Source organism: Natronococcus occultus SP4 (genome assembly GCF_000328685.1).
GTDB lineage: Archaea > Halobacteriota > Halobacteria > Halobacteriales > Natrialbaceae > Natronococcus > Natronococcus occultus.
This window is the reverse complement of sequence record NC_019974.1, coordinates 879532-900814: the sequence shown is the minus strand read 5'-3', so window position 1 is coordinate 900814 and position 21283 is coordinate 879532. Positions and strand designations below refer to the sequence as shown.

The 21283-nt window shown below is 66.8% G+C and carries 18 protein-coding genes; 10 read left to right on the top strand and 8 right to left on the bottom strand.

Annotated elements, in window-relative coordinates; translation table 11 throughout:
- Positions 1-12: 12 nt before the first annotated feature.
- The 3 genes from NATOC_RS04455 to NATOC_RS04445 all read right to left on the bottom strand — a co-directional run bounded on the left by NATOC_RS04455 (position 13) and on the right by NATOC_RS04445 (position 6038).
- The gene (locus NATOC_RS04455) at positions 13-3708 is read right to left on the bottom strand and encodes a bacterio-opsin activator domain-containing protein (protein ID WP_015320229.1); all 3696 of its coding nucleotides are present in this window, start codon (positions 3706-3708) and stop codon (positions 13-15) included.
- An 87-nt stretch (positions 3709-3795) separates the two neighbouring features.
- The gene (locus NATOC_RS04450) at positions 3796-4827 is read right to left on the bottom strand and encodes a phosphate signaling complex PhoU family protein (protein ID WP_015320228.1); all 1032 of its coding nucleotides are present in this window, start codon (positions 4825-4827) and stop codon (positions 3796-3798) included.
- Between the two features lie 104 nt (positions 4828-4931).
- Positions 4932-6038, bottom strand: a complete 1107-nt coding sequence (locus tag NATOC_RS04445) for an ATP-NAD kinase family protein (protein ID WP_015320227.1) — start codon at positions 6036-6038, stop codon at positions 4932-4934.
- A gap of 96 nt (positions 6039-6134) precedes the next feature.
- On the opposite strand from NATOC_RS04445, the gene NATOC_RS23030 reads away from it, so the two are divergent.
- Complete coding sequence (locus NATOC_RS23030) at positions 6135-6260, top strand: hypothetical protein (protein ID WP_015320226.1); 126 nt, start codon at positions 6135-6137, stop codon at positions 6258-6260.
- Between the two features lie 16 nt (positions 6261-6276).
- On the opposite strand, the gene NATOC_RS04440 is transcribed toward NATOC_RS23030, so the two are convergent.
- Together NATOC_RS04440 and NATOC_RS04435 are read right to left on the bottom strand one after the other, a co-directional pair.
- On the bottom strand, positions 6277-6966 hold the full coding sequence (locus NATOC_RS04440) for a competence/damage-inducible protein A (protein ID WP_015320225.1): 690 nt from the start codon (positions 6964-6966) through the stop codon (positions 6277-6279).
- Between the two features lie 175 nt (positions 6967-7141).
- Entirely contained in the window at positions 7142-8335 is a 1194-nt protein-coding gene (locus tag NATOC_RS04435) for a Cdc6/Cdc18 family protein (protein ID WP_015320224.1), read from the bottom strand.
- A gap of 755 nt (positions 8336-9090) precedes the next feature.
- Here NATOC_RS04435 and NATOC_RS04430 point away from each other — a divergent pair.
- The 5 genes from NATOC_RS04430 (at position 9091) to NATOC_RS04410 (ending at position 13109) form a co-directional block, all read left to right on the top strand.
- Positions 9091-9561, top strand: coding sequence for a 6-pyruvoyl trahydropterin synthase family protein (locus NATOC_RS04430; RefSeq protein WP_015320223.1), 471 nt, complete (start codon positions 9091-9093; stop codon positions 9559-9561).
- Position 9562: 1 nt separating this feature from the next.
- Positions 9563-10339 (top strand): 7-carboxy-7-deazaguanine synthase QueE, encoded by a 777-nt coding sequence (locus NATOC_RS04425; protein ID WP_015320222.1) that lies wholly within the window; start codon positions 9563-9565, stop codon positions 10337-10339.
- Between the two features lie 16 nt (positions 10340-10355).
- On the top strand, positions 10356-11093 hold the full coding sequence (queC, locus tag NATOC_RS04420; protein WP_015320221.1) for a 7-cyano-7-deazaguanine synthase QueC: 738 nt from the start codon (positions 10356-10358) through the stop codon (positions 11091-11093).
- A gap of 76 nt (positions 11094-11169) precedes the next feature.
- Positions 11170-11943, top strand: a complete 774-nt coding sequence (locus NATOC_RS04415; RefSeq protein ID WP_015320220.1) for a DUF5518 domain-containing protein — start codon at positions 11170-11172, stop codon at positions 11941-11943.
- A gap of 116 nt (positions 11944-12059) precedes the next feature.
- Positions 12060-13109, top strand: a complete 1050-nt coding sequence (locus NATOC_RS04410; RefSeq protein ID WP_015320219.1) for an NAD(P)/FAD-dependent oxidoreductase — start codon at positions 12060-12062, stop codon at positions 13107-13109.
- A gap of 164 nt (positions 13110-13273) precedes the next feature.
- Here NATOC_RS04410 and NATOC_RS04405 read toward each other — a convergent pair whose 3' ends face one another.
- Entirely contained in the window at positions 13274-14458 is a 1185-nt protein-coding gene (locus NATOC_RS04405; protein ID WP_015320218.1) for a M24 family metallopeptidase, read from the bottom strand.
- Positions 14459-14706: 248 nt separating this feature from the next.
- Between NATOC_RS04405 and NATOC_RS04400 the strand changes: the two genes are divergently transcribed.
- Together NATOC_RS04400 and aroA are read left to right on the top strand one after the other, a co-directional pair.
- On the top strand, positions 14707-16479 hold the full coding sequence (locus NATOC_RS04400; protein WP_015320217.1) for a carbamoyltransferase family protein: 1773 nt from the start codon (positions 14707-14709) through the stop codon (positions 16477-16479).
- A gap of 412 nt (positions 16480-16891) precedes the next feature.
- Positions 16892-18181 carry a 3-phosphoshikimate 1-carboxyvinyltransferase gene (gene aroA, locus NATOC_RS04395; RefSeq protein WP_015320216.1) on the top strand — a complete coding sequence of 430 codons (1290 nt, stop codon included), beginning with the start codon at positions 16892-16894 and terminating at the stop codon, positions 18179-18181.
- A gap of 34 nt (positions 18182-18215) precedes the next feature.
- On the opposite strand, the gene NATOC_RS04390 is transcribed toward aroA, so the two are convergent.
- Entirely contained in the window at positions 18216-18947 is a 732-nt protein-coding gene (locus NATOC_RS04390) for a GNAT family N-acetyltransferase (RefSeq protein ID WP_015320215.1), read from the bottom strand.
- 114 nt (positions 18948-19061) lie between these two features.
- On the opposite strand from NATOC_RS04390, the gene NATOC_RS04385 reads away from it, so the two are divergent.
- The gene (locus NATOC_RS04385) at positions 19062-20336 is read left to right on the top strand and encodes an alkaline phosphatase family protein (RefSeq protein WP_015320214.1); all 1275 of its coding nucleotides are present in this window, start codon (positions 19062-19064) and stop codon (positions 20334-20336) included.
- A 41-nt stretch (positions 20337-20377) separates the two neighbouring features.
- The gene (locus NATOC_RS04380) at positions 20378-20590 is read left to right on the top strand and encodes a hypothetical protein (protein ID WP_015320213.1); all 213 of its coding nucleotides are present in this window, start codon (positions 20378-20380) and stop codon (positions 20588-20590) included.
- A gap of 6 nt (positions 20591-20596) precedes the next feature.
- Here NATOC_RS04380 and NATOC_RS04375 read toward each other — a convergent pair whose 3' ends face one another.
- Positions 20597-21142, bottom strand: coding sequence for an FxLYD domain-containing protein (locus NATOC_RS04375; RefSeq protein ID WP_015320212.1), 546 nt, complete (start codon positions 21140-21142; stop codon positions 20597-20599).
- Positions 21143-21283: the final 141 nt, after the last annotated feature.

Sequence of the window (21283 nt, the reverse complement as noted above, 5' to 3'; positions counted from 1 at the left end):
CGGCGCTTCCGATCAGGCGTTCTCGAACGCCACCTCGCAGAGACGACGCTGGGCCTCCCTGAGGTGATGCGAGAAGGTCGGCTGCGTGATATCCAGCGTCTCGGACAGCTCTCGCCCCGTCCGTACACGCGGCGATTCGAAGAACCCACTCCGGTACGCGGTTTCGAGGACCTCCCGCTGGCGGTCGGTGACCCGTTCCTCGAGCGCGTTCCGGAGGTCCTGCCGGGTCGTGATCGGACGGTCCCGAGTCCGTCGTGAGACGAGGTCGGTACGGGAATACTTCTCCCGAAGGGTTTCGACGAACGTTCGGGCACTCGCTGCCGCGGGGAGGTCGACGACGAGAAGCGTCGTCTCGTCGGTGACAGTCAGCGACCGAACGATCCCCCCGTTCTCGACGACGTTCGACGCGAGGGTTCGTCCGGTGATCGCGGCCTCGAACTCGAAGCTGCCGTCCTCGCTTCGGAGGGGATCGATCTCGGCGACGGCGGGGATCCGAGACGCGGCGCTCCGAATCGGCTCCGGATCGGCCGTCGCCGCGCGGAAGAACAGGCGGTCGGTCTCGGCCTGCTGGGGGACGAGCCCCTCGAACTCGATCTCGCACTCCGCCTCCCGAGCGAACCGCGAGAGGACGCTGTCGGCATCCCGGACGTCGATCGTCAACTCGATTACGCTATCGGTCAGGAGTGTTCGTTTGGTTTCGACGGCGTTGAGCGCGTGTGCGATCGTCCGTCCGAGTTCTTCGAACACGGCGTGGTCGTGTGTGTCCGGCTGGGGCCGGTCGGCGTACACCGCGAGGACGCCGTACTGCGAGCCGTTGTAGACCAGCGGGATGGCGATACACGAGCGGCCTCCCCGATCGAGGGTCGTCTCCCGCCAGGAGGCGGCTCGCGGGTCGATGGCGACGTCCGAGACGATCCGCAGCTCGCCCGTTCGTGCTGCCTCGGCGATCGGGTCCTCGTCAGGCGGCGTTTCGTCGGCGCCGAACGGGAGTGTCTCGAGGTAGCCTCGGTCGACGCCGTCGAACTCCCGTGGCGTGATCGCGCCCGTCCTGGGATCGCGATCGCCGATCCAGGCGAACTCGTAGCGCTCCGACTCCGCGAGGCGCTCGCAGACGGCACCGTCGATCGCCTCGCGACTGTCGGCGTCCACGAGCGCCCGGTCGATCCCCCTGATGAGAGCGTTGAGGCTGTCGAGTCGCTCGAGTTCCTCGTTCCGGTTCGCGAGTTGGCGTTCGCCCTCGGCGCGGTCCCACGCCGACTCGACGGTCGCCCCGACCGTCTCGGCGAGGTCGATCGTTCGCTCGTCGATCCCGTCGGGGTGTGGCGAGCCGGCACAGAGCACCCCATGTCGCCCGAGGGGAATCAGGACCTTGCTCCGGAGGGGGAGTACGTCGGGGGCCGGTTCGGAAACGGATGGATCGCGAGCAACCACGACCTCGTCGCCGACGAACACGTCCCAGGCCATCTCGAAGAGATCGTCGGGGTATGCGACGGCGTCGACGTCCGGTCCGGCCTCGATTCGGTCGTCGTAGCGCTCGAGATCGCCGGTGGTCTCGTCGTACCGCCACAGCGCGGCGTGCTCGGCGCCGAAGATCTCGCAGGCGAGCGCTGCAACGTGATCGGCGATCTCCCCGCTGTCGGCGTCGATCAGCTCCTGGCTCGCCGCACTGAGTCGCTCGAGGGACGCTTGCGTCTCGTGTTCGTCGTGGATGTCCGTCGCCGTACCGAACCAGTGGGTGATCGTTCCGTCGTCGTCTTCGACCGGGCGTGCTCGAACGAGAAACCAGCGGTACTCGCCGTCGTGGCGGCGGATACGGTGTTCCCGCTGGAACGGTTCCCCCGCCTCGACGGCGTTCCGGAAGGTCTCGAGTGATCGCTCGCGATCCGCGGGATGGACGGGGTCCAGCCAGCCGTCTCCGGTAGCCTCCTCGGGCGATTTACCGGTGTACTCGAACCACCGCTGGTTGTACCAGGTTACCGAACCGGTCGGATCGTTACTCCACATGAGATCGGGGACGAGGTTCGCGATCGCCCGGAACCGCTCTTCGCTCTCGCGGAGCTCGTGTTCGATCCGTTTGCGCTCGGTCACGTCGGTCCCCGTCCCGAACCACTCGGTGATCTCGCCGTCCTCGTCGCGGACCGGGACGGCTCGAGAGTGGACCCATCCTCGCGTCCCGTCAACCCGCAGGACCTCGTGTTCCAGCTCGAAGCTGCTCCCGGTCTCGACGGCCTCGTCGATCGCATCCCCGACGCGTTCTTGCTCGTCTTCCGGGATGTACTCGCCGAGCCAGGAGTCGAACGGGTCGTCCGTATCGGCGATGAACCCCTGGCCGTCGAGTTCGTACAGTTCGGTCCAGTCGGGACTCATGCGGTAGGTGATGTCGGTGGTCGTGGTCACGAACGCGTCGAGTCGCCGTTCGCTCTCGCGGAGCGCACAACGCGATCGCTCCCGTTCGAGCGCGATCTCTACGACGTGCGTGCCGAACTCGACCAGCCGCTGCTCCCACTCGGTTGGCGTCCGCGGTTCGTCGAAACAGAGCATGAACGACCCGACGGGAGTGCCGTCCGGTCCGCGGAGCGGCTCGGAACGACCCGCACGGACGCCGTTTTCGAGACACAGCTCCCGCCACTCCTCCGACCACCGGTCGTCGTCGGCGACGTTCTCGCAGGTGACGGACACTCCCTGAAACACCGCCTCGCCGCACGTGCCCAGCATGAGATCGTCGATCGGGGCGCCTGCCAGTCCCTCGTCCCACGAGGACTCGAGGTCCGGAGCGATCGGGCACTGGAACGCCTCGCGGTCGTCGTCGGCGAGCAGAATACTCGCCCGAACGCCCGAGCCGAGCCGCGAAACGGCGGTACACAGCTCCGAGAGACACGCCTCGAGCGGAGCTCCCGCGGCGATCCGCTCGAGGAGCTCCCGCTGTTCGGCCAGCAACTGTGCTCGCCGCTTGCGCTCGGTACTGTCGTCGAACAGGATCGCAACGCGTCGCTTCTGCCGGTCGCCAAAGGGGGCCACACACACCTCGAACCACCCTCCGACGTCCTCGATCCGGCGTTGGAAGCGGACAGTCTCTCCGGTGCGGGCCACCCGATCGTACCGCTCGTCCCAGAACCGGTCGACGGCCACGTCCATCTCGCCGATGGTTTTTCCCACTGGATCCTCGAGACCGCTTAGCTCCTCGAACGCGGAGTTCGCCTCAGCGATGCGGTACTCGGCCGGTTCCGCTCGGTCGCCGGCCGTTTCGACGACACAGAACCCCTCGTCGATCGATTCGAACAGCGCGCGATACTGCTCTGGGCTCTCGCGCGATAGTTCGGCCACCTGCTTTTCGGCTCGCTGGCGTCCGTCACTGCGGACCGTGGCGTCCGCGGCGAGATCGAAGCCGTCCGGCTCCGGGGTCTCGGGCGGGCTGTCGTCCGTGTTCTCGAACAGCCGGCGACCCGACGCTTCGGCAGGTTCGGGTTTGGCTCTCCCGTCGGCCCGGTACGGATCACTCGACGGTCGCCACCACACTCGGCCGCGGGAACCGACCTTCTTCGTTTCGAGCGGCCCGTCCTCGGCGAGCGCGTCGAGTTTGTTGTAGATCGTCCGGTTCGTACAGTCGAACTCGCCGGCGACCTCGGTCGTTGTCAGGGGCGTCCCCGGCCCCGCGAGCGCATCGAACGCCTCGAGGACCGTGGTCGGCGTCGGGGCTGACGGACTCATTGCGTTGGCGGGAACTCGCCAGGGCCGAATAAAAGGTTTCCGTCAACGGAAAGCCGGTGGCGCCGATCCCACCGGCGGCCGAATCGATCAGTGGATCGTCGTGTGCTCGGACTCCTCGTTGAGCGCGAGGTTCGCTGCGATTTCGGCGTTTCGCATCGCGTACTGGGCGGTCTGCTGGAGACCAACCAGCACCTCCCGCACCCGCAGCAGGTCCTCGTTTGCCATCTCTGGCAGCTCGGCGAGGATCTCGTCCTCGCGGTCGGCGATCTCGTGGAACAGCGCCCGGACTTCGTTAGATTTGTTGTAATCCCGTTCGACGGCGGCCTCGACCGCCAGCGCGGTGATCTCGTCGACGATCTCGTTCAGCTCGCGAATGTCGCGCATGATCGCGCTATCGACGTCGAGGGTGTGGCCCTCGGTCTCCATGACGATGTCGGCGATGTCCTCGGCGTTGTCGGCGGTCAGCTCGAGGTTCTTCGCGATCGAGCGGTAGCCGATCAGCGGGAAGCCGCTGTTGAGCCCGACCGCCCGCGCGAGGTTGGGGTTCTGGTAGGCCGTAAAGATCAGCCGCAACAGGAGCACGAAGATCTTGTTCGCCTGACGCTCGCGGTTCAGCGCCCGCTGAGCGAGGTCGGGGTTGCCGTGAGCGAGGGCCTTGATCGCTTCGCCGCGCATCGTGCTGCCGGTTCGCTCGAGGCGCTCGAGCAGGTTATCGAGCGTGAAGTCCTCGGGATCGACCGAGCAGCGAATCGAGATGTTCTCCGGGGTCTCCTCGATCACGCCCAGCCCCATCAGCTGGGTCTCGGCCTGGTAGACGGCGTTGATGTGCTCGGAGTCGAGCGCGCCGTCCTCGCGCTGGATGCGGATGACGCGCCGCCCGAGGACGTACTGGGCGACGATCGCGCGCTCGACGGCCAGCGCGTCGAGGTTGTCGACGTGGATGGTCGCCTCCGTCTCTTCGGTGTTCGCCGATTCGGGCATCACCGTCAGCGTTCCCTTGCCGCTGGTTCGAATCGTCACCTCGTCGCCTTTCTCGACGTCGTGTTCGCCCGCCCACTCCGCGGGGAGGGTCATCGCGAGCGTCGAGGGACCGAGCCGCTGGACTTTCCGCGTTTCCATGGCAGGGGGTAGGCGAGAGTGCGCCTTAATCCTGACTATACACACATTATATTCGGCACTAGTGGTAATATTGTTCTCCGATCGGGGCGAATATCCGGGCTACCTTAAACAACCTTCACGAGTCGGGTCGTGAACCGCCCCGTTCGCACCTTCATCCAGCCCCGGAGTTCCTCGTCTACGGCGTCGTCGTCGGTGTCGACCCGGAGCGAGTCGATCCCGTCTAGCTTCTCGTCGGCAGCGACGACCGCGATCTCGTCGGCTCGCCGGATAACCGCGGGCGAGAGCTGGTGGTTGCCCCGACCGAAGACGAATCCCTGTCCGCCGATCGGCGAAACGACGATCGTCGCCGGCTCCGCGAGGACGTCGAGGATCTCTGTCTCCGTGGCGTCGGTCGCGAGGACGTCGCCATCGCGCCAGACGTCGACCCCCAGCGGGGAGGCGTCGATCCCGAGCTCGGCCTCGATCGCGCCGACCGTCCCGCCCGGGCCGAAGACGTAGGTGCGGCCGTCTTCGATCTCGCGAGCGAAGCCCGCGGCCAGCGAGTCGACGCTGCCGCCGGAGACCTGCTTGCCCGACTGGACGTCCGGCGCGACGGGCACCGGGACGACCGCCCGCAGCTCCGACCGGACCTCGCCCTCGCGGTAGGCGTCCTCGTCGATATCGTTGACCTCTCGGGGTTCGACCGCGTCGAACCCGGCCGCGATCCGCCCGGCGTCCCGCGGCGTGACGGCGAACACCGAGGAGTAGATCTTGACCCCTGCGGGCACGCCGAGCATCGGCGTCTCGCCGTCGCCGTCCTCGAGCACCTCGGCGACGTCGACGGCCGTCCCGTCCCCGCCGACGAAGAGGACGAGGTCGACCTCGCGCTCGAGAAATTCGCGGACGGCCGCTTGCGTGTCCGCCGCGGTCGTCTCGGCCTCGCCGGGATCCTCGGGCGGCCCCTCGGCCAACTCCGCCCACGGGTCGTACCCCACCGCGGGGTCGAAGCCGGCGTCCCGGGCCGCGTCCTCGCCCATCGGCCCCGCGGCGGTGTACACCGTCAGCCCGTCGGTCTCGCGGGCCAGCACCTCGAGGGCTTGTCGCGCTCGTTCGGGTGCTCGCGTGGTCGCGCCGCGCTGGCGTGCCTCCGCAACCTTCCCGTCGGTCCCCTTCAGTCCGACCCGCCCGCCCATGCCGGCGATCGGGTTGACGACGACGCCGATCGTGTCCATAGCGGCTCTTCGGGGGCGCCGACAAAAGCCGTGTGGCTTTCCACCGAACGACACGCTTTCTGAACAATTAAGAGGGATCGGCACCGACCGCGACCTATGAACGAACTACTTGCCATCGTGCTCGAGGCCGAAACGACGCTGCCGATGGGTATCGCAGGCTGGGGAACACTGCTAGTGAGTCTCGCGGTCACGGTCGCCTGGGTCGCGTACCTCTACCGGTAGAACGGCTCGGAAGCGCTCACTCCTCGACCGTCTCGACCCGCTCGCGGAGCCACGCTTCGGCCGCCGCGACCGTCTCCTCGTCGGGTCCGGAGAGCTCGACCCTGACCGACTCGCCGGGGTAGCTCCCGACGGCGACGTCGAACTCCTCACGTAGCGTCTCGAAGCGATCGAGCAGCGCGCTCTCGGGTTCGTCGGCGACGACCGTCTTCCGGTACGTCCGAGTGCCGACGAACTCGTCGGCGACGGACTCGAACATCGCCCGCATTTCGCCCGGGACACCGGGGAGGACGTAGACGTTCTCGCAGACGGCCCCGGGTGCGACCCCCGCCTCGTTGTGCAGCGGCCGCGCGCCCGCGGGAATCTCGGCGGTTCCGGACGTCAGGTCCGCCCGCGAGTAGCCGTGCTCCTCGAGCCACTCGAGGACGTCCTCGTCGGTCTCGAGTTCGCGATCGAACGTTGCGGCGATCCCCGCCATCGTCACGTCGTCGTGGGTCGGGCCGAGCCCGCCCGTGACGAGGACGGCGTCGTAGGCCGCGCTGTAGTCGCCGACGACGGTCGCGATGTCCCCGATTCGGTCAGGGACGGTCGTGACCCGTTCGACGGTAACGCCGCGCTCGGCGAGGCGCTCGCAGAGCCAGGTGGCGTTGGTGTTCGTCGTCCGTCCGGCGAGCAGTTCGTCTCCGACCGTCACGACCGCGGCGTTCATACCCGTGACTTCGAACCCGCAGTTGAAATGCGTCTCGCCGACCTGTCGACCCAGCTTCGATCGCAGACGAAGAACCCCTCATCGACTCACAATACTTGCCGTCGACTCTGGTGTGAACGGCTCACAACCAGAGACGAGGCGACAACCGTTCCGCCTCGCCGACGTCTCGTGAAAATCAGTAGCTGTCCCGCGGGCCTGTCGAGAGCACGAGATCGGAGCGCATCGAACACTCGTAGACATGATACTTGCCGCCAGAACGCCCCTCGTTCCGAGTGATCTGATCAGCGAATCCCTGCATCGACAGCTCGTCGAGATGATCACGGACGCTTCTCACAGTCGACAGGGGATCTAGCGAAGATTGGTCGCATACCTGCTCGTAGAGAGAGTAGATTTCCTTTGTTCTCGCAGGCGTCTTCTCGTCGGCTTCGAGGAGAGCGAGCGCATGGAGAATGTGCCGCTGTTGAACGGTAAGATTGCCGATCCGCTTCTTGAGGTTGCCGCGCTCGATCTTTCCCTGTGCTTCTCGGATATGCTCAACGGTCACGGCGTCGTCGTTCTGATCGTCTGCGGTCTTTCCGGCAGCTCGAAGGATATCGAGCCCTTGGCGTGCGTTGCCGCTATCTTGGGCTGACAGCGCAGCGCAAAGACGGATCGCTTCGGTGGAGATGGCACCATCGGCGAACGCGACAGTCGCCCGATCGGAAAGAATAGACTCGAGTTCGTCGGCAGTGTAGGGCTTGAAATCGATCTCGATTTCAGCAAATGAGCCCTTCGTCTTTGCCGAAAGTACGTCTCGGAAAGTGTAGTCGTTCGAGATACCGATGATACCGACTTTGGTGTCTTCGAGTCGACCGGTCGACTGGCTCCGGCTCAGATCGTACAACAGCGTATCGATGTTTTCGATGTGGTCGATCTCGTCAAGGATCAGCAGAAACGTCCCTTTGTGAGAGTCGATTTCTTCGTAGAGGGCGTCAAGAGCGTCTCGTGTCGAGAGTCCACGGGCGGGAAAATTCTTCTCGCCGTCATCCCGCAGCATGTTCACGAGTGTCCGAACGACCTTGAATGCGGACATCTCGTTGCAATTCAGCTCGGCAATAGAGAGTACATTTCCGTTGTTTTCACACGCTTCATCCGTCATCTCGGCCATGTATCGAGTGACCGCCGTCTTTCCTGCACCAGTCGTACCGTACACCATGATGTTGTCTGGCGTGTCACCCTCAACTACCGGCCGGAGTGCGGCTGCATACTCGTTGATCTCTTCGTCTCGCTCGAGGAGCCGATCAGGTTCGTAGGACTCGGATAGTGCATCCCGATTAGTGAAGACACTGTCTCCAAAATCCATGAGTGGGTTATCTCTAGACTTGGTCATTGCGTCAGGTATTCACCCCATATTACATAAATCACCGGGTTTCTTCTGTTTCCTCTGTTTCCTCTGTTCGAGATTCTTTATACGAAGAGGGAGAGTATATTTCCGCTGTTCTCGGCTCCGCGAAAGGTGTGGGATAGCAGGACTGAGAGTAGTGGAGAGCGTCCGTCAGACGCATACTCGAACCGCTCAAGGAAATACGGAGCAGGACCTTGGTCGCGGTCGGTCAATTCTTTCCCTTTGCTCCCTGGAAAACCCAATACGGGATTTATTTCCAACAATTCACTATAAAGATTCGCATTTGATAGGATACTGTCTACGCTCGTGAAGCGAAGAACAGCGGAAACGTACTCTCTCACACCCACTGCGGAACAAAGAACAGCGGAAACGTACTCTCTCACACCCACTGCGGAACAAAGAACAGCGGAAACGTACTCTCTCACACCCACTGCGGAACAAAGAACAGCGGAAACGTACTCTCTCACACCCACTGCGGAACAAAGAACAGCGGAAACGTACTCTCTCACACCCACTGCGGAACAAAGAACAGCGGAAACGTACTCTCTCACCTCCACCAAGGAGCGAAAACAGCGGAAACGTACTCTCTCACACCCACTGCAGAACAAAGAACAGCGGAAATGTACTCTCCCCCCTCCACCAGGGAGCGAAGAACAGCGGAAACGTACTCTTCTCACGTTTGATCCGTCGGCCCGAGGACGGACCGACCGCCCTAAGTATTCGGCTACGAATATCCCAGTATGACCGAGACGCTCTCCACTCGCGAGGACGCCGACGCCGACGCCGACGTCGTCGGCAGCCGTCGGGTCCTTCAGATCGGTCGGGATCGGCCGATCCGGATCAGCACCGGCCACCGACTGCTCCACCACGACGGCAAGTGTTCCCGCCCGCACGGCCACAACTACGAGGTGTCGGTCAGGATCGAGGGCGAACTCACCGAGGAAGGGTGGGTCGCCGACAAGGGCGATATTACTGCGGTAATCGACGAGTGGGATCACATGTTCCTGCTCGAGCGGGGCGACCCCCTGATCGAGGCCTTCGAGGACGCGGGCGACGCCGACGGCGTCGTCGTCCTCGAGCACCCGCCCACCGCGGAGGTGATGAGCGTCGTCCTCGAGGAGAAACTCGCGGCGGCGCTCCCCGAGACCGTGACCGACGTCGCCGTCCAGGTCAACGAGACGAGCGAACTCTGCGGGGGCGGCGGGGTCTGAGATGCCCGTCTCCGACTCTCCGGACCGCGAGTGTGTCGCCGACCGCGATCCGGGCGGGGAGGGGCTCCCGATCAACGAGCTGTTCTACTCGCTGCAGGGCGAGGGAACTCTCGCCGGGGTCCCGTCGGTGTTCGTCCGCACCAGCGGCTGTAACCTGCGGTGCTGGTTCTGTGACTCCTATCACACCTCCTGGGAGCCGACCCACGCCAGAATGGGCCTCGAGGAGATCGTCGCCGAGATCGAGTCCCACCCGGCCGACCACGTCGTCCTCACGGGTGGCGAACCGCTGCTTCACGAGGAGAGCGTCGCGCTCCTCGAAACCCTCGACGAGCGCGGGTACCACACCACCGTCGAAACCAACGGGACGATCCACCGCGAGGCGCCGATCGACCTCGCTTCGATCAGCCCGAAGCTCGAGAGCTCCACGCCCACCGCCGACCGCGACCCGAAAGGAGAGGGTGAGTGGGCCCAGCGCCACGAGGACGCCCGCATCGATCTCGAGGCGCTGTCCGCGCTCGTCGAGGACTACGCGTTCCAGCTGAAGTTCGTCGTTACCGACGCCGACGACATGCCCGAGATCCGCGGGCTGCTCGCGGACCTCCGTAGAGTTACGAGCGAGCCGATCCACGACGAGGACGTGCTCCTGATGCCAGAGGGTGCTACTCGCGAGCGCCTCGCCGAGACTCGCGAGCGCGTCGCCGAGCTGGCGATGGAGTACGGGTTCCGGTACACGCCCCGCCTGCACGTCGACCTCTGGAACGACGCCCCCGAAACGTAGTCAACTGATCCACACGATGACCGACGACACCACGCCGACGACCGACGAACCGAACGAGAAACGCGCCGTCGTCCTCCTTTCGGGCGGGATGGACAGCGCCACCGCCGCCGCCGTCGCCCGAGAGCGAGGCTACGAGATCTACGCCTTGCACACCTCCTACGGCCAGCGCACTGCCGAGCGCGAACTCGAGTGCGCCCGCCGGCTGGCCGACGCGTTCGACGCCGCCGACTTCCTGCGGATCGAGACGGGCCACCTCTCGGCGATCGGCGCCTCGAGTCTCACCGACGACGAACTCGACGTCGAGGACGCCGACATGGAAAGCGACGAGATCCCGACGTCCTACGTCCCGTTCCGGAACGCGAACCTGCTGGCGATGGCGGTCTCCTACGCCGAGGCCAACGGCTGCGAGGCGGTGTTCATCGGCGCCCACAGCGAGGACTTCTCGGGGTACCCCGACTGCCGACCCGAGTTCTTCGAGGCCTTCGAGCGGGTCGTCGACGTCGGTACGAAACCCGACGCCGAGATCGCGATCGAGGCGCCGTTCGTCGAGTGTTCGAAGACCGACATCGCCGAGCGGGGGCTCGAACTCGAGGTACCCTACGAGCACACCTGGAGCTGCTACCGTGAGAACGAACCGGCCTGTGGCACCTGCGACGCCTGCGCTTACCGCCTGCAGGCGTTCCAGCGACTGGACGTCCGGGACCCGATCGCGTACGACGAGCGTCCCTCCTATCGCGAGGACGCGTCGACGTAGCGATCGGCCGAAACCGCGTTCGCGCCGCGTTCCTCGCCGGACCCAGATATAAGGTACCACACCGCATACTATCCGTATGGGATCGACACCGACCGAAGGGGTGGATCGGGAGGGTCGTTCGACCGCCGACCGACCGCTGCCGGCGTTCGTCGACTGGATTCTCGCCGTTATCGTCGCGCTGGTCGGCACGCTCGCGCTCGTCGCCGGAAGCGCCGTCCTCGTCTTCGTCGATCGTGACGCGCTCGCCGCGGGGATCGAGGACGAGGCGGTGACGGTGACGGTCGGCACGACCGAGCTAACCGACGCCGAGGCACTCGCGGTGGCCGACGCCGTCGTCTCCTGGACCGGAACGGGGCTCGCGCTCGTCGGCGTCGGAACGGTGCTGGCCGCCGTCGGCTACCTCGTCGCGAGACGACGCACCCGCCGTCGGAGCGAGGCGGGCGAACCCGCGAGCTCGTACGGAACCTACGCCGTCCTCGGCGCCGTCGTCACCGTCGCGCTGTCGTTCCTGCCGTTCTCGCCGGCGTTCGGGGGCGCGCTGGCGGGCTACCTCGAGCGCGCCGAGTCCGATCGGACCGTCAGCGTCGGCACGCTCGCGGGGTTGCTCCCGGCGATACCGGTGCTGGCGATGCTCGTCTTCGTCGCGGGCGGCGTGCTCTCGGGACTGCTGACGGTCGGCCAGACCGGGGAAGCCGTCGTCGTCGGCGCGACCCTGCTCCTGTCGGCGCTGTTCGTCGTGGCCTTCGCCGGCGTCCTCGGCGCGCTCGGCGGGTACGTCGGGGGACGGCTCGCGGCGCGTCGCGATCGTCCGTCCGATGCACGCCGGCCTGCGAGCGACGGGCGTCAGTAGCGCAATCGCTGCGTTGCTACCCGCTGGCGGAACCCGGCAGGAAACGGTTCGGCGACGAGCCGGCAATCCGCGCCGGCTGCGGGAGGGTACTTCAGGACTGACCTCGAACGCCGCGTATGGAACGGATCGGAATCGTCGGCGCCGGCGCCGGCGCGGCCGCCGCGGCGTTCGCCCTCGAGGACGCGACCGCCGAGACGTCGGTGACGGTACTCGAGAAGTCGGGCGGGCTCTGTGGGCGAGCCGCGACGCGACGGCGGGACGGCCTCGTCTACGACTACGGCGCGAACTATCTGAAGGCCGCCGACGAGCGAATCGTCGAGCTGGTAACGGAGCAGCTCCCGACCGGCGGGCTCGTCGACGTCACCGACCCCGTCTGGACGTTCGACCGCGACGGCGAGATCAAACCGGGTCGGGACGCCGACGACCACAAGTGGAGCTACGAGCGAGGACTCACCCAGCTCGCGAAGCGGCTGTTCGCTCGCACCGACGCGACGATCCACCGGGAGACCCGCGTCGAGCGCCTGGTGCGGGACGACAAAGCGGGAACGTGGACCCTCGAGGACGCCGCGGGCAACCCGTGGGGACCGTACGACGTCGTCGTGTTGAACCCGCCGGCGCCTCAGACGGCCGCGATACTCGAGGCGAGTTCGTGGGACGCGGGGTGGCGCGGTTCGCTGGTGGCGACGCTCGAAGACGTCTCCTACCGTCGGGTCTGGACCGGGGTCTACCACTATCCGTTCGAACTCGATCGGCCCTACTACGCGCTCGTCAACACCGACAAGGACCACGCGGTGGGCTGGATCAGCCGCGAGGAGTGCAAACCGGGCCACGTCCCCGACGGGGAGTCGCTACTGATCGTCCAGGCCAACCACGAGTGGTCGGTCGCCAACGACGGTCGCGATCCGGAGCGCAATCTCGCCGAACTCGCCGCCGTGACTGCCGGACTGCTCGAGGACGACCGTCTCACCGAACCCGACTGGACCGACCACCAGGGGTGGCGCTATGCGATTCCCGAAGACGGCGCGCCGAGCGAACCGCTGGTGCGAGCCGAGTCCACGGGGCTGTACTGTGTCGGTGACTGGACCGTCGGCGAGGGACGGATCCACGCGGCACTGCGAAGCGGTCTCGAGGTCGGCGAGCGGATCGCCGCTGACTGTCGGTGCTGACGGTTGAGAAAGGGGGAAGAGGGGGTGGTTCAGCCGGGACGGCGTACCAGCGATCCGGACGCGGTTGTGGGGGGTGATCGATCCCGGCTATCTTTTCATAGATATACGAATAATAAATACTTTCTGGGTAAACATACCTGAATTTTCGTGGCGGCGCGAGTTCCTCAGTTCGCCCGGGGTTCGAACGCGACCGGATACTCGGTCAGGTTCTCGTAGCCGTCCTCGGTGACGACGACGAGATCCTCGATACGGATTCCGCCGACCTCGGGGTCGTAGAGCCCCGGCTCGACGGTGACGACGTGGCCCGGCTCGAGCTCCTCGCCCGTCGGCGAGAGGCTCGGCTGCTCGTGGAGGTCGAGCCCGACGCCGTGACCGGTGCTGTGGATGAAGCCAATGTCGGCGCTCGGATCGCTTCGCAGCGTCTCGTAGCCGGCGTCCTCGATCACGTCACAGACCGCGTCGTGGACCGCCGCGCCCGTGACGCCGGCCTCGATGGTCTCCAGGGCAGTCTCGAACGCCTCGCGAGTGACCTCGTAGCGACGTTTCGCCTCCGCGGTCGGCTCGCCGCGGACGAAGGTGCGGGTCATGTCGCCGAAGTAGCCGGTCCCCTTGTCCCGCGGGAAGATGTCGATCACGATCGGTTTCCCGGCCTCCAGGGTGCCGCTGCCGCGGTTGTGCGGGTCGGCGCCATCGGCGCCGCAGGCGACGATCGTCTCGTCGAGCCCACAGCCGTGGCGAAGCAGCGTGATCTCGATCTCCTCTTTGACGCGCGCGCTGGTCAGCTCCTCGCCGTCGAAAACGAGCGCGCCGTCCTCGATCTCGGCGGTGGCGATGAGCCGTTCGGCGGCGGCCATCGCGGCCTCGTTGGCCGACTGGGTCGCGCTGATCTGGTTCGTCTCCCAGGGGGTCTTCCGGGACCTGATCTCCTCGACCACGTCCTCGCTCTCGACCGCGACCTCGAGACCGAGCTCCCGGAGCCCGTCGGCGGTCCCCGTCGGGAAGTTTCGCGGGACGGCGATCGAGTCGACACCGTGGTCGGCGAGGAACGCGGCGATCGTTCGCAGGGTGCCCTCGTAGGAGCCGTGTTCGGCCACCAGCTCCTGATAGTCGTAGGCGGCCCGTCGGCTCACGGAGTCGGCGTCGGCCTCCTTCTGCGCCCGGCCGTACTCTAGGCCCGAGACGAGCAGGTGGACCTCGCCGGCCGCGGTTACGAGCGTCTGATAGGCGTCGGGCGCCGTGAACCCGGAGACGTACCGCTGGTCGGAGTCGGAGTCGTCGTCACTGATGAGGTAGCCGTCGTGACCCTCGTCCTCGAGGACGGACCGCAAGGGATCGAGATCGGTTTCCATGTCGGGTGGTTGGGGAACCCCCGCACATAATTGCGTGGGTTGCAACCGGTCGGGACCGGAGGTGCGACCGCACCGAGAACGGAATCGGTACCGTTCCCGCGGAGATGAGGACGACCTGGACGAGTCCAGCCGAGGAGATCGAGAGCCCGGCCAGATCCCCTCGCAGACCGCCCCGGTTCCGATAAACGAGATACTTTTCGGGAACGTTTTGACCCCTCTTCACGGAGTAAGTGAACGAGTCCCCGCTAATGAGTTCGTATATTCTCGCCTGCAAACCCGCGATCGGACTGTACGGTCAGCACGATCCAAGCGCCGTCCTCTTCGAAAACGGTCGACCGGTGTTTGGCATCGAGGAGGAGCGGCTGACGCGGGACAAACACGCCGTCGACACGTTTCCGGAGCGTGCGATCCGCGCCTGTCTCGAGTATCGCGACCTCGAGCTCCCCGATCTCGATCGCATTTTGCTCCCCTACGATCCCCAGCTTCGCTCCCGAATCCGACGCCACTACGTCAGCGACGCGGTCAGCGCCCCCGGGATCGCCAGGAAAGTGTCGGCCCTCGAGGAGACCGTCGTCGACGAGATCCGGAGCCGCTTTTTCCCGACCCGGCAGGTCGAGACCCGCCTCGAGTCGATCGGGACACCGGTGCCGCCCGTCGACTGTCGCTCCCACCACCGCTGTCATGCGGCGAGCGCGTTCCACCCCTCGGGGTTCGACGACGCGTTGATCCTGACCATCGACGCGAAAGGCGAGTACGATTCGACGGTGATCTGGCGGGGAACCCCCGACGGGCTGGCGCGGGTCCGAACCTACGAGCACCCCAACAGTCTCGGGCTCTTTTTCGCGATCATCACGGAGTACCTGGGTTACCGGATGTTCAACGGCGAGGGGAAGGTGATGGGGCTCGCGCCCTACGGCGAGCGCCGCCCCGAGATCGAACACACCCTGCGGGAGCTGATCGACACCGGCGTCGACTACGACGTCACGCCGCTGACGAAGCGCTGGGGAACGGGATACGGCGTCGAGAAGCTCGAGGACGCGTTCGCCCGGCCGCGCAACGACAGTCCCGGCCAGTTCGACCAGTGGGAGAAAGATCTCGCCCACACCGCCCAGAAGCTCCTCGAAGAGACGGTCTGTGAGATCGTTGAGGCCTACCTGGGCGCCTGCCGTTCGAACGACGTCGCGCTGGCCGGCGGCGTCGCCCTGAACTGCAAGCTCAACAAGCACGTGCGGGAGCTGGAGGCCGTCGACGACACGTTCATCCAGCCGGTGGCCCACGACGCCGGACTCGCGCTCGGCGCCGGCTGGCTCGATCGCCGTCCCGACGCCGTCGAGCCCCAGACGACGGTCTACCTCGGCCCCGAGTACGAAACGGACGAGATCGAGTCGCTGCTCGAGACCAACAAGATCCGGTACGGGAAACCCGACGACCTCGAAGCCTACGTCGCCGAGCGGCTCGCCGACGGCGCCCTCGTGGGCTGGTTCCAGGGGCGCATGGAGATGGGGCCGCGGGCGCTCGGCGCCCGGAGCATCCTCGCCGACCCCCGGACGGAAGCGTCGAGGGATCGGGTCAACAGGTACGTCAAACACCGCGAGGAGTGGCGCCCCTTCGCCCCCTCGATGCTCGAGGACGCCGCCGAGGAGTACCTGATCGACGGCCAGCCCGCACCCTTCATGATCGACACCTTCGACGTCCGCCCGGAGAAGGTCGACGAGCTCGAGGCGGTGCTTCACCCCGCCGACGACTCGACCCGACCCCAGACCGTCCGCGAGGACCAACACCCCCGCTACCACCGGCTGCTCTCCGAGTTCGAGTCCATCACGGGCGTCCCCGTCCTCCTGAACACCTCCTTCAACGACCACGCCGAACCGATCGTCAACACGCCGACCGAGGCGATCAAGGACTTCTACGGGATGGGGCTGGACGTCCTCGTTCTCGAGGACGTCGTCGTCGAGAAGCAAGTCGAGAGGCTCGACGACGTCCTCGAGGGCGACGCCGTGGCCGGAACGGCGAGCGAGTGACCACGCCGCGTCTGCGGCGCGCCTCGACGACGGGGGCCCGCTCACTCGAACCCGTTCGCCCGGGGTTCGCCGACCGCAGCGTCTTTTGACGACGCCGTGATGTGCAGGGCCTCCCGGGCCAGCGAACCGCTGGCCGATCCCGAGGCGATCCGCCCCTACCGGGTGGCCAGGTGCTGTGCCGACGACTCCCTCGCTGGACGCGACGATCCTCCGGCCGACGGCGCTGACCGACGACGAGGGGACGGGCCGCGTCTCGGTGCCTTTCGAGTACCGCGACGATATTTCGCGCGCCGACGTCGCCAGTACGGTCGTCGTCTCGAGCTCTCCAGGGACCGTCCGATCGCTCGGAGACGCGCGGCTGCAATACGGCCACCATCGGTACCGTGATAGGGCGCCCCTACCCAGGACCAGTATGGACGTCACCATCACCCCGTCCCGCGTCGCGGGACGGGCGCGAGCGCCGCCCTCGAAGAGCTACACTCACCGCGCGATCCTCGCGGCCGGCTACGCCTCGGAGACGACCGTCCGCGACGCGCTCTGGAGCGCCGACACGGAGGCGACCGCCCACGCCGTCTCGCTGTTCGGCGGGAGCGTCGACCGTGACGAGGACACACTCGAGATTACGGGCTTCGACGGCCAGCCGGGCGTTCCGGCCGACGTCATCGACTGCGAGAACAGCGGGACGACGATGCGGCTGGTGACGGCCGCGGCGGCACTGGCCGACGGCACGACCGTTCTCACGGGCGACGAATCGTTGCGCAGCCGCCCCCAGGGGCCGCTGCTCGAGGCGATCGCAGACCTGGGCGGCGAGGCCGAAAGCACCCGCGGCAACGGCCAGGCCCCGCTCGTGGTTACCGGGCCGATCTCGGGCGACGAGGTTTCGATTCCGGGGGACGTCTCCTCGCAGTACATCACGGCCCTGCTGATGGCCGGCGCGGTCACCGAGGACGGCCTCGAGATCGAACTCGAGACCGAGCTCAAGTCGGCGCCGTACGTCGACATCACCCTCGAGGTCCTCGACGACTTCGGCGTCGCGGCCGAGCAGACCGAGCGCGGGTTCGCCGTCGCAGGCGGGCAGCGCTACGAGCCCGCGGGCGGCGAGTACCGCGTTCCCGGCGATTTCTCCTCGATCTCGTACCTGCTCGCGGCGGGTGCGATCGCCGGGGACGACGGCGTCCGGATCGAGGGTGCCCGGCCGAGCGCCCAGGGGGACACGGCGATCGTCGAGATCGTCTCGGCGATGGGCGCCGACGTCGACTGGGACCGCGAGGCGGGAACGATCGACGTCGCCGCGGGGGATCTCGAAGGGATCGAGGTCTCCGTCGAGGACACGCCCGACCTGCTGCCGACGATCGCGACGCTGGGGGCGGTCGCCGACGGCGACACCCGGATCGTCGACGCCGAGCACGTCCGCTACAAGGAGACCGACCGCGTGAGCGCGATGGCCGAGGAGCTCGGCACGCTGGGCGTCGAGACGACCGAGGAGCAGGCGTCGCTAACCGTTCACGGCGGCGAGTCGACCCTCGAGGGCGCCGCGGTCGACGGCCGCGGCGACCACCGGATCGTGATGGCGCTGGCCCTCGCCGGGCTCGTCGCCGACGGCGAGACGACGATCGCAGGGGCCGAACACGTCGACGTCTCGTTCCCGACATTCTTCGACGTCCTCGAGGAGCTGGGCGTTGCCCTCGAGCGCGACGACTGAGCGCGGCTCGCCGGGTTCGGACGATCGAGCGCGCTCAGAACGTGTAGGCCATCAACACCTCGTCGATGAACTCGCCGTCGATCGTGTAGTGGTTTCGGCGGATCCCCTCGGTGTTCCAGCCGTGACCCTCGAGAAAGGCCAGCGCCTCGTCGTTGGTCGCCGGAACGCTGTTGTACACCTTCCGGTAGCCGTTCGCCTCCGCCCAGTCGACCCCGCGGGTGAGCAGGGCGTCGCCGACGCCGCGCCTGCGGTGGTCGGGCCGGACGCCGACGGTGAGCTGGGCCGTCTCGCGGAGCTTCTCGACCTGCGGGAGATCGAGGTGGACCCAGCCCGCGACCTCGTCGTCGATCGTGGCGACGAAAAACACCCGCGACTCGACGGTGTTGTGGCGGGTGACGGCGTCCTCGTAGAGCAGCTGTTCGGCGACGCTCTCGGCGACGACGTACGACTCCTTCGAGGTCACTTCGCGGATCGTCTCCACGAGCCCGTCGAAGTCCCGGTTCCGCCCGGGACGGATGAGGTACGTCTCCGCGTCGGTCTCGTACTCCTCGACCGAGCCGACGTCGAGCGCGAGCCGAACCGTCCCGCCGCTTTCCTCCAGGTAGCCCTTGGACTCCAACCCCTCGAGCTCCGACCGGAACTCCTCGGGCGACAGCGACGTCATCTCCCGGATCCGGTGTCGCGCCGCCGTCCCGTGTCGCTCGACGTACTGGTAGATCGTCTTGCTCGCCTCGCTTTCGAACGTCGGCCGCTCGGGTGCGCGCATACGGGATGTCATCGCGCGGAACGAGTATAGTCCTTGGCATTGAGTAACACACCCCTACCGGCGTCGGCGCGACCAGGCGGTGGTACTATCTCACACGGGGGCGTCGGAACCGGTATGCGCGCGTCCCTGGAGTCGCGACTCCGCGAGCGCACCGCCGAGGACGGCGTCGTCGTCCCCGACTACGATGAATACTGCGTCGCGAACGTCCCCGAGACGGCCCTCTCCCTCCTCGCCGACGGATTCGAGCGACGGCTACCCGAGGACGTCCTCGGGGACGTCGCGACCGATGTCGACAACGTCGTCGTCTTCCTGCTGGACGGGTTCGGCTACGAGCACTGGAAGCGCCACCGCGGAGCCCACCCGTTCCTTCGCCGGCTCGAGGACGCCGGGACGGTGGCGCCGCTGACGACGATCTACCCCTCGGAGACCGCTGCGGCGTTGACGACGGTAAGCACCGGCTCCGTACCCGTCGAACACGGTCTGCTGGGCTGGTTCCAGTACCTCGAGTCGGCCGGGCGGATCGTCGAGACGCTCCCCTTTCGAACCCTCGAAGGCGATCCCCTCGCGGACGTCTCGCCGTCGTCGTCGGCGACCGAGCTGTGTACCGGGCGGTCGATCTACGAGCGGGCCGAGCGGGCGGGGATCGACACGTACGCGATCCAGCCCGCCGAGTTCGTCGAGTCGGGGTACACCCGCGCGACGACCGCGGGCGCCACCCGGGTCGGGTACGACACCGCGACCGACCTCGCGCTGTCGATCCGGCGTGCCCTCGAGGTGTCGGCCGATCCGGCCTACGTCTACGCCTACGAGCCGACGATCGACGCGATCTCCCACGCCGAGGGAACCGGCACCGAGCGCTACCGACAGAACCTCGCGGCCGTCCTTGAGCGCCTGCAACACGAACTGATCAAGCGGCTCGATCCCGAGCTCGCGGAACGGACGCTGCTCGTGGTGACCGCGGATCACGGAATCGTCGACACCGCCCCAGATGAGAACGTCGTGATGACCGACTGGGAGGCGTGGCCGTCGCTGCGCGAGACGTTTCGCCGCGGCGCGGACGGCGATCCGCGCCTACCGACGGGCAGCCCCCGCAACGTCCACTTTCACGTCCGTCCCGACCGTCTCGAGGACGCCCGCGGGATCGTCGAGGCGAACCTCGACGGACGGACGTTCACCCGCGAGGAGGCCCTCGAGTGCGGGCTGTTCGGCCCCGGCGAGCCGTCCGCGCTGTTCGAACGGCGTTGTGGCGAGCTGATCGCGGTCCACCGGAACCGCGGACTCTGGTGGGCGGAGATGGACTCGATCGGGATGCACGGCGGACTCACGGACCAGGAGATGCTGGTGCCGCTGGCCGCGGCGCGGCTCGACGCGCTGCGCGCGGGCCGATAGCGGGGGGAAAACATATGCCGTCGCTTTCGCCTGGTTGGCGCATGAGCGCACCCGGAGCGGGCGAGGACCCGCCGTACCTGGGGAACTTCCTGTATCTGGTCGCTGCCGTTTTGCTTACCGGGCTGGCGACGACGACAATCGTCGGCCGCAGCGGGCTCGAAGGCGTCCTCGCCTACGCCGTGGCGGTGCCCGCGTTCGTCGCCGTCTTCGTCGGACTGCTGGCGATTTACAATCGATACTACCTCGCCGACTGATGGGTCTCAGATCGGCGAGCGCTCGATCGGCTCGGCGGCCACGACGTCGACCGCGTAGCCGGTGACGTCGTCCGCGACGCTCATGATTCCGAACGCCCACTCCTCGCCGTCCTCCAGCTCGGAGGTGCTGGTCACCGACTCGTCGACCACCTCGCCGTCCGCGTCGTAGAAGACCGCGCCAACCTCGACGGGTCCGAGGTCCTCGCCGGTCTCGTTGGCCACGATCCCCTCGACGGTCGCCGAGAGGTCGTCCTCGACGAGCTCGTGGTCCGTGACCGCGAGCCCCTCCATCGGCGGCTCGTCCTCGATGCGCTCCTCGAGGTCGCCGTCCGCGTCGGTTTCGGGCTCCTCGTCGTCCGCGTCGTCCTCGCCTTCGTCGTCCGTCGCGTCCTCGTCGTCGACGCCGTTGTCGTCGCCGTTCTCGTCGGGAGCTGTGGCGTCGTCGTCCGCGTCGTCGGCTCCGGTCTCGTCGGCTTCGTCCTCGGTGGCACAGCCCGCGAGGACGGCCGAGCTCACAACGCCCGTTCCAAGTAGCACCGTTCGTCTGTGCATGAGCGAGCGTATCGCGTTCGACGAGTTGAGTATACGCTGCCTATCTATCGGTTCGGAACCGCTCGCAACGGGAACCGTCGGCGTACGCTGCGCCTATCGGCCCGTCGAGATCGCACCCGTTCTCGATCGGCTCGGGACGGC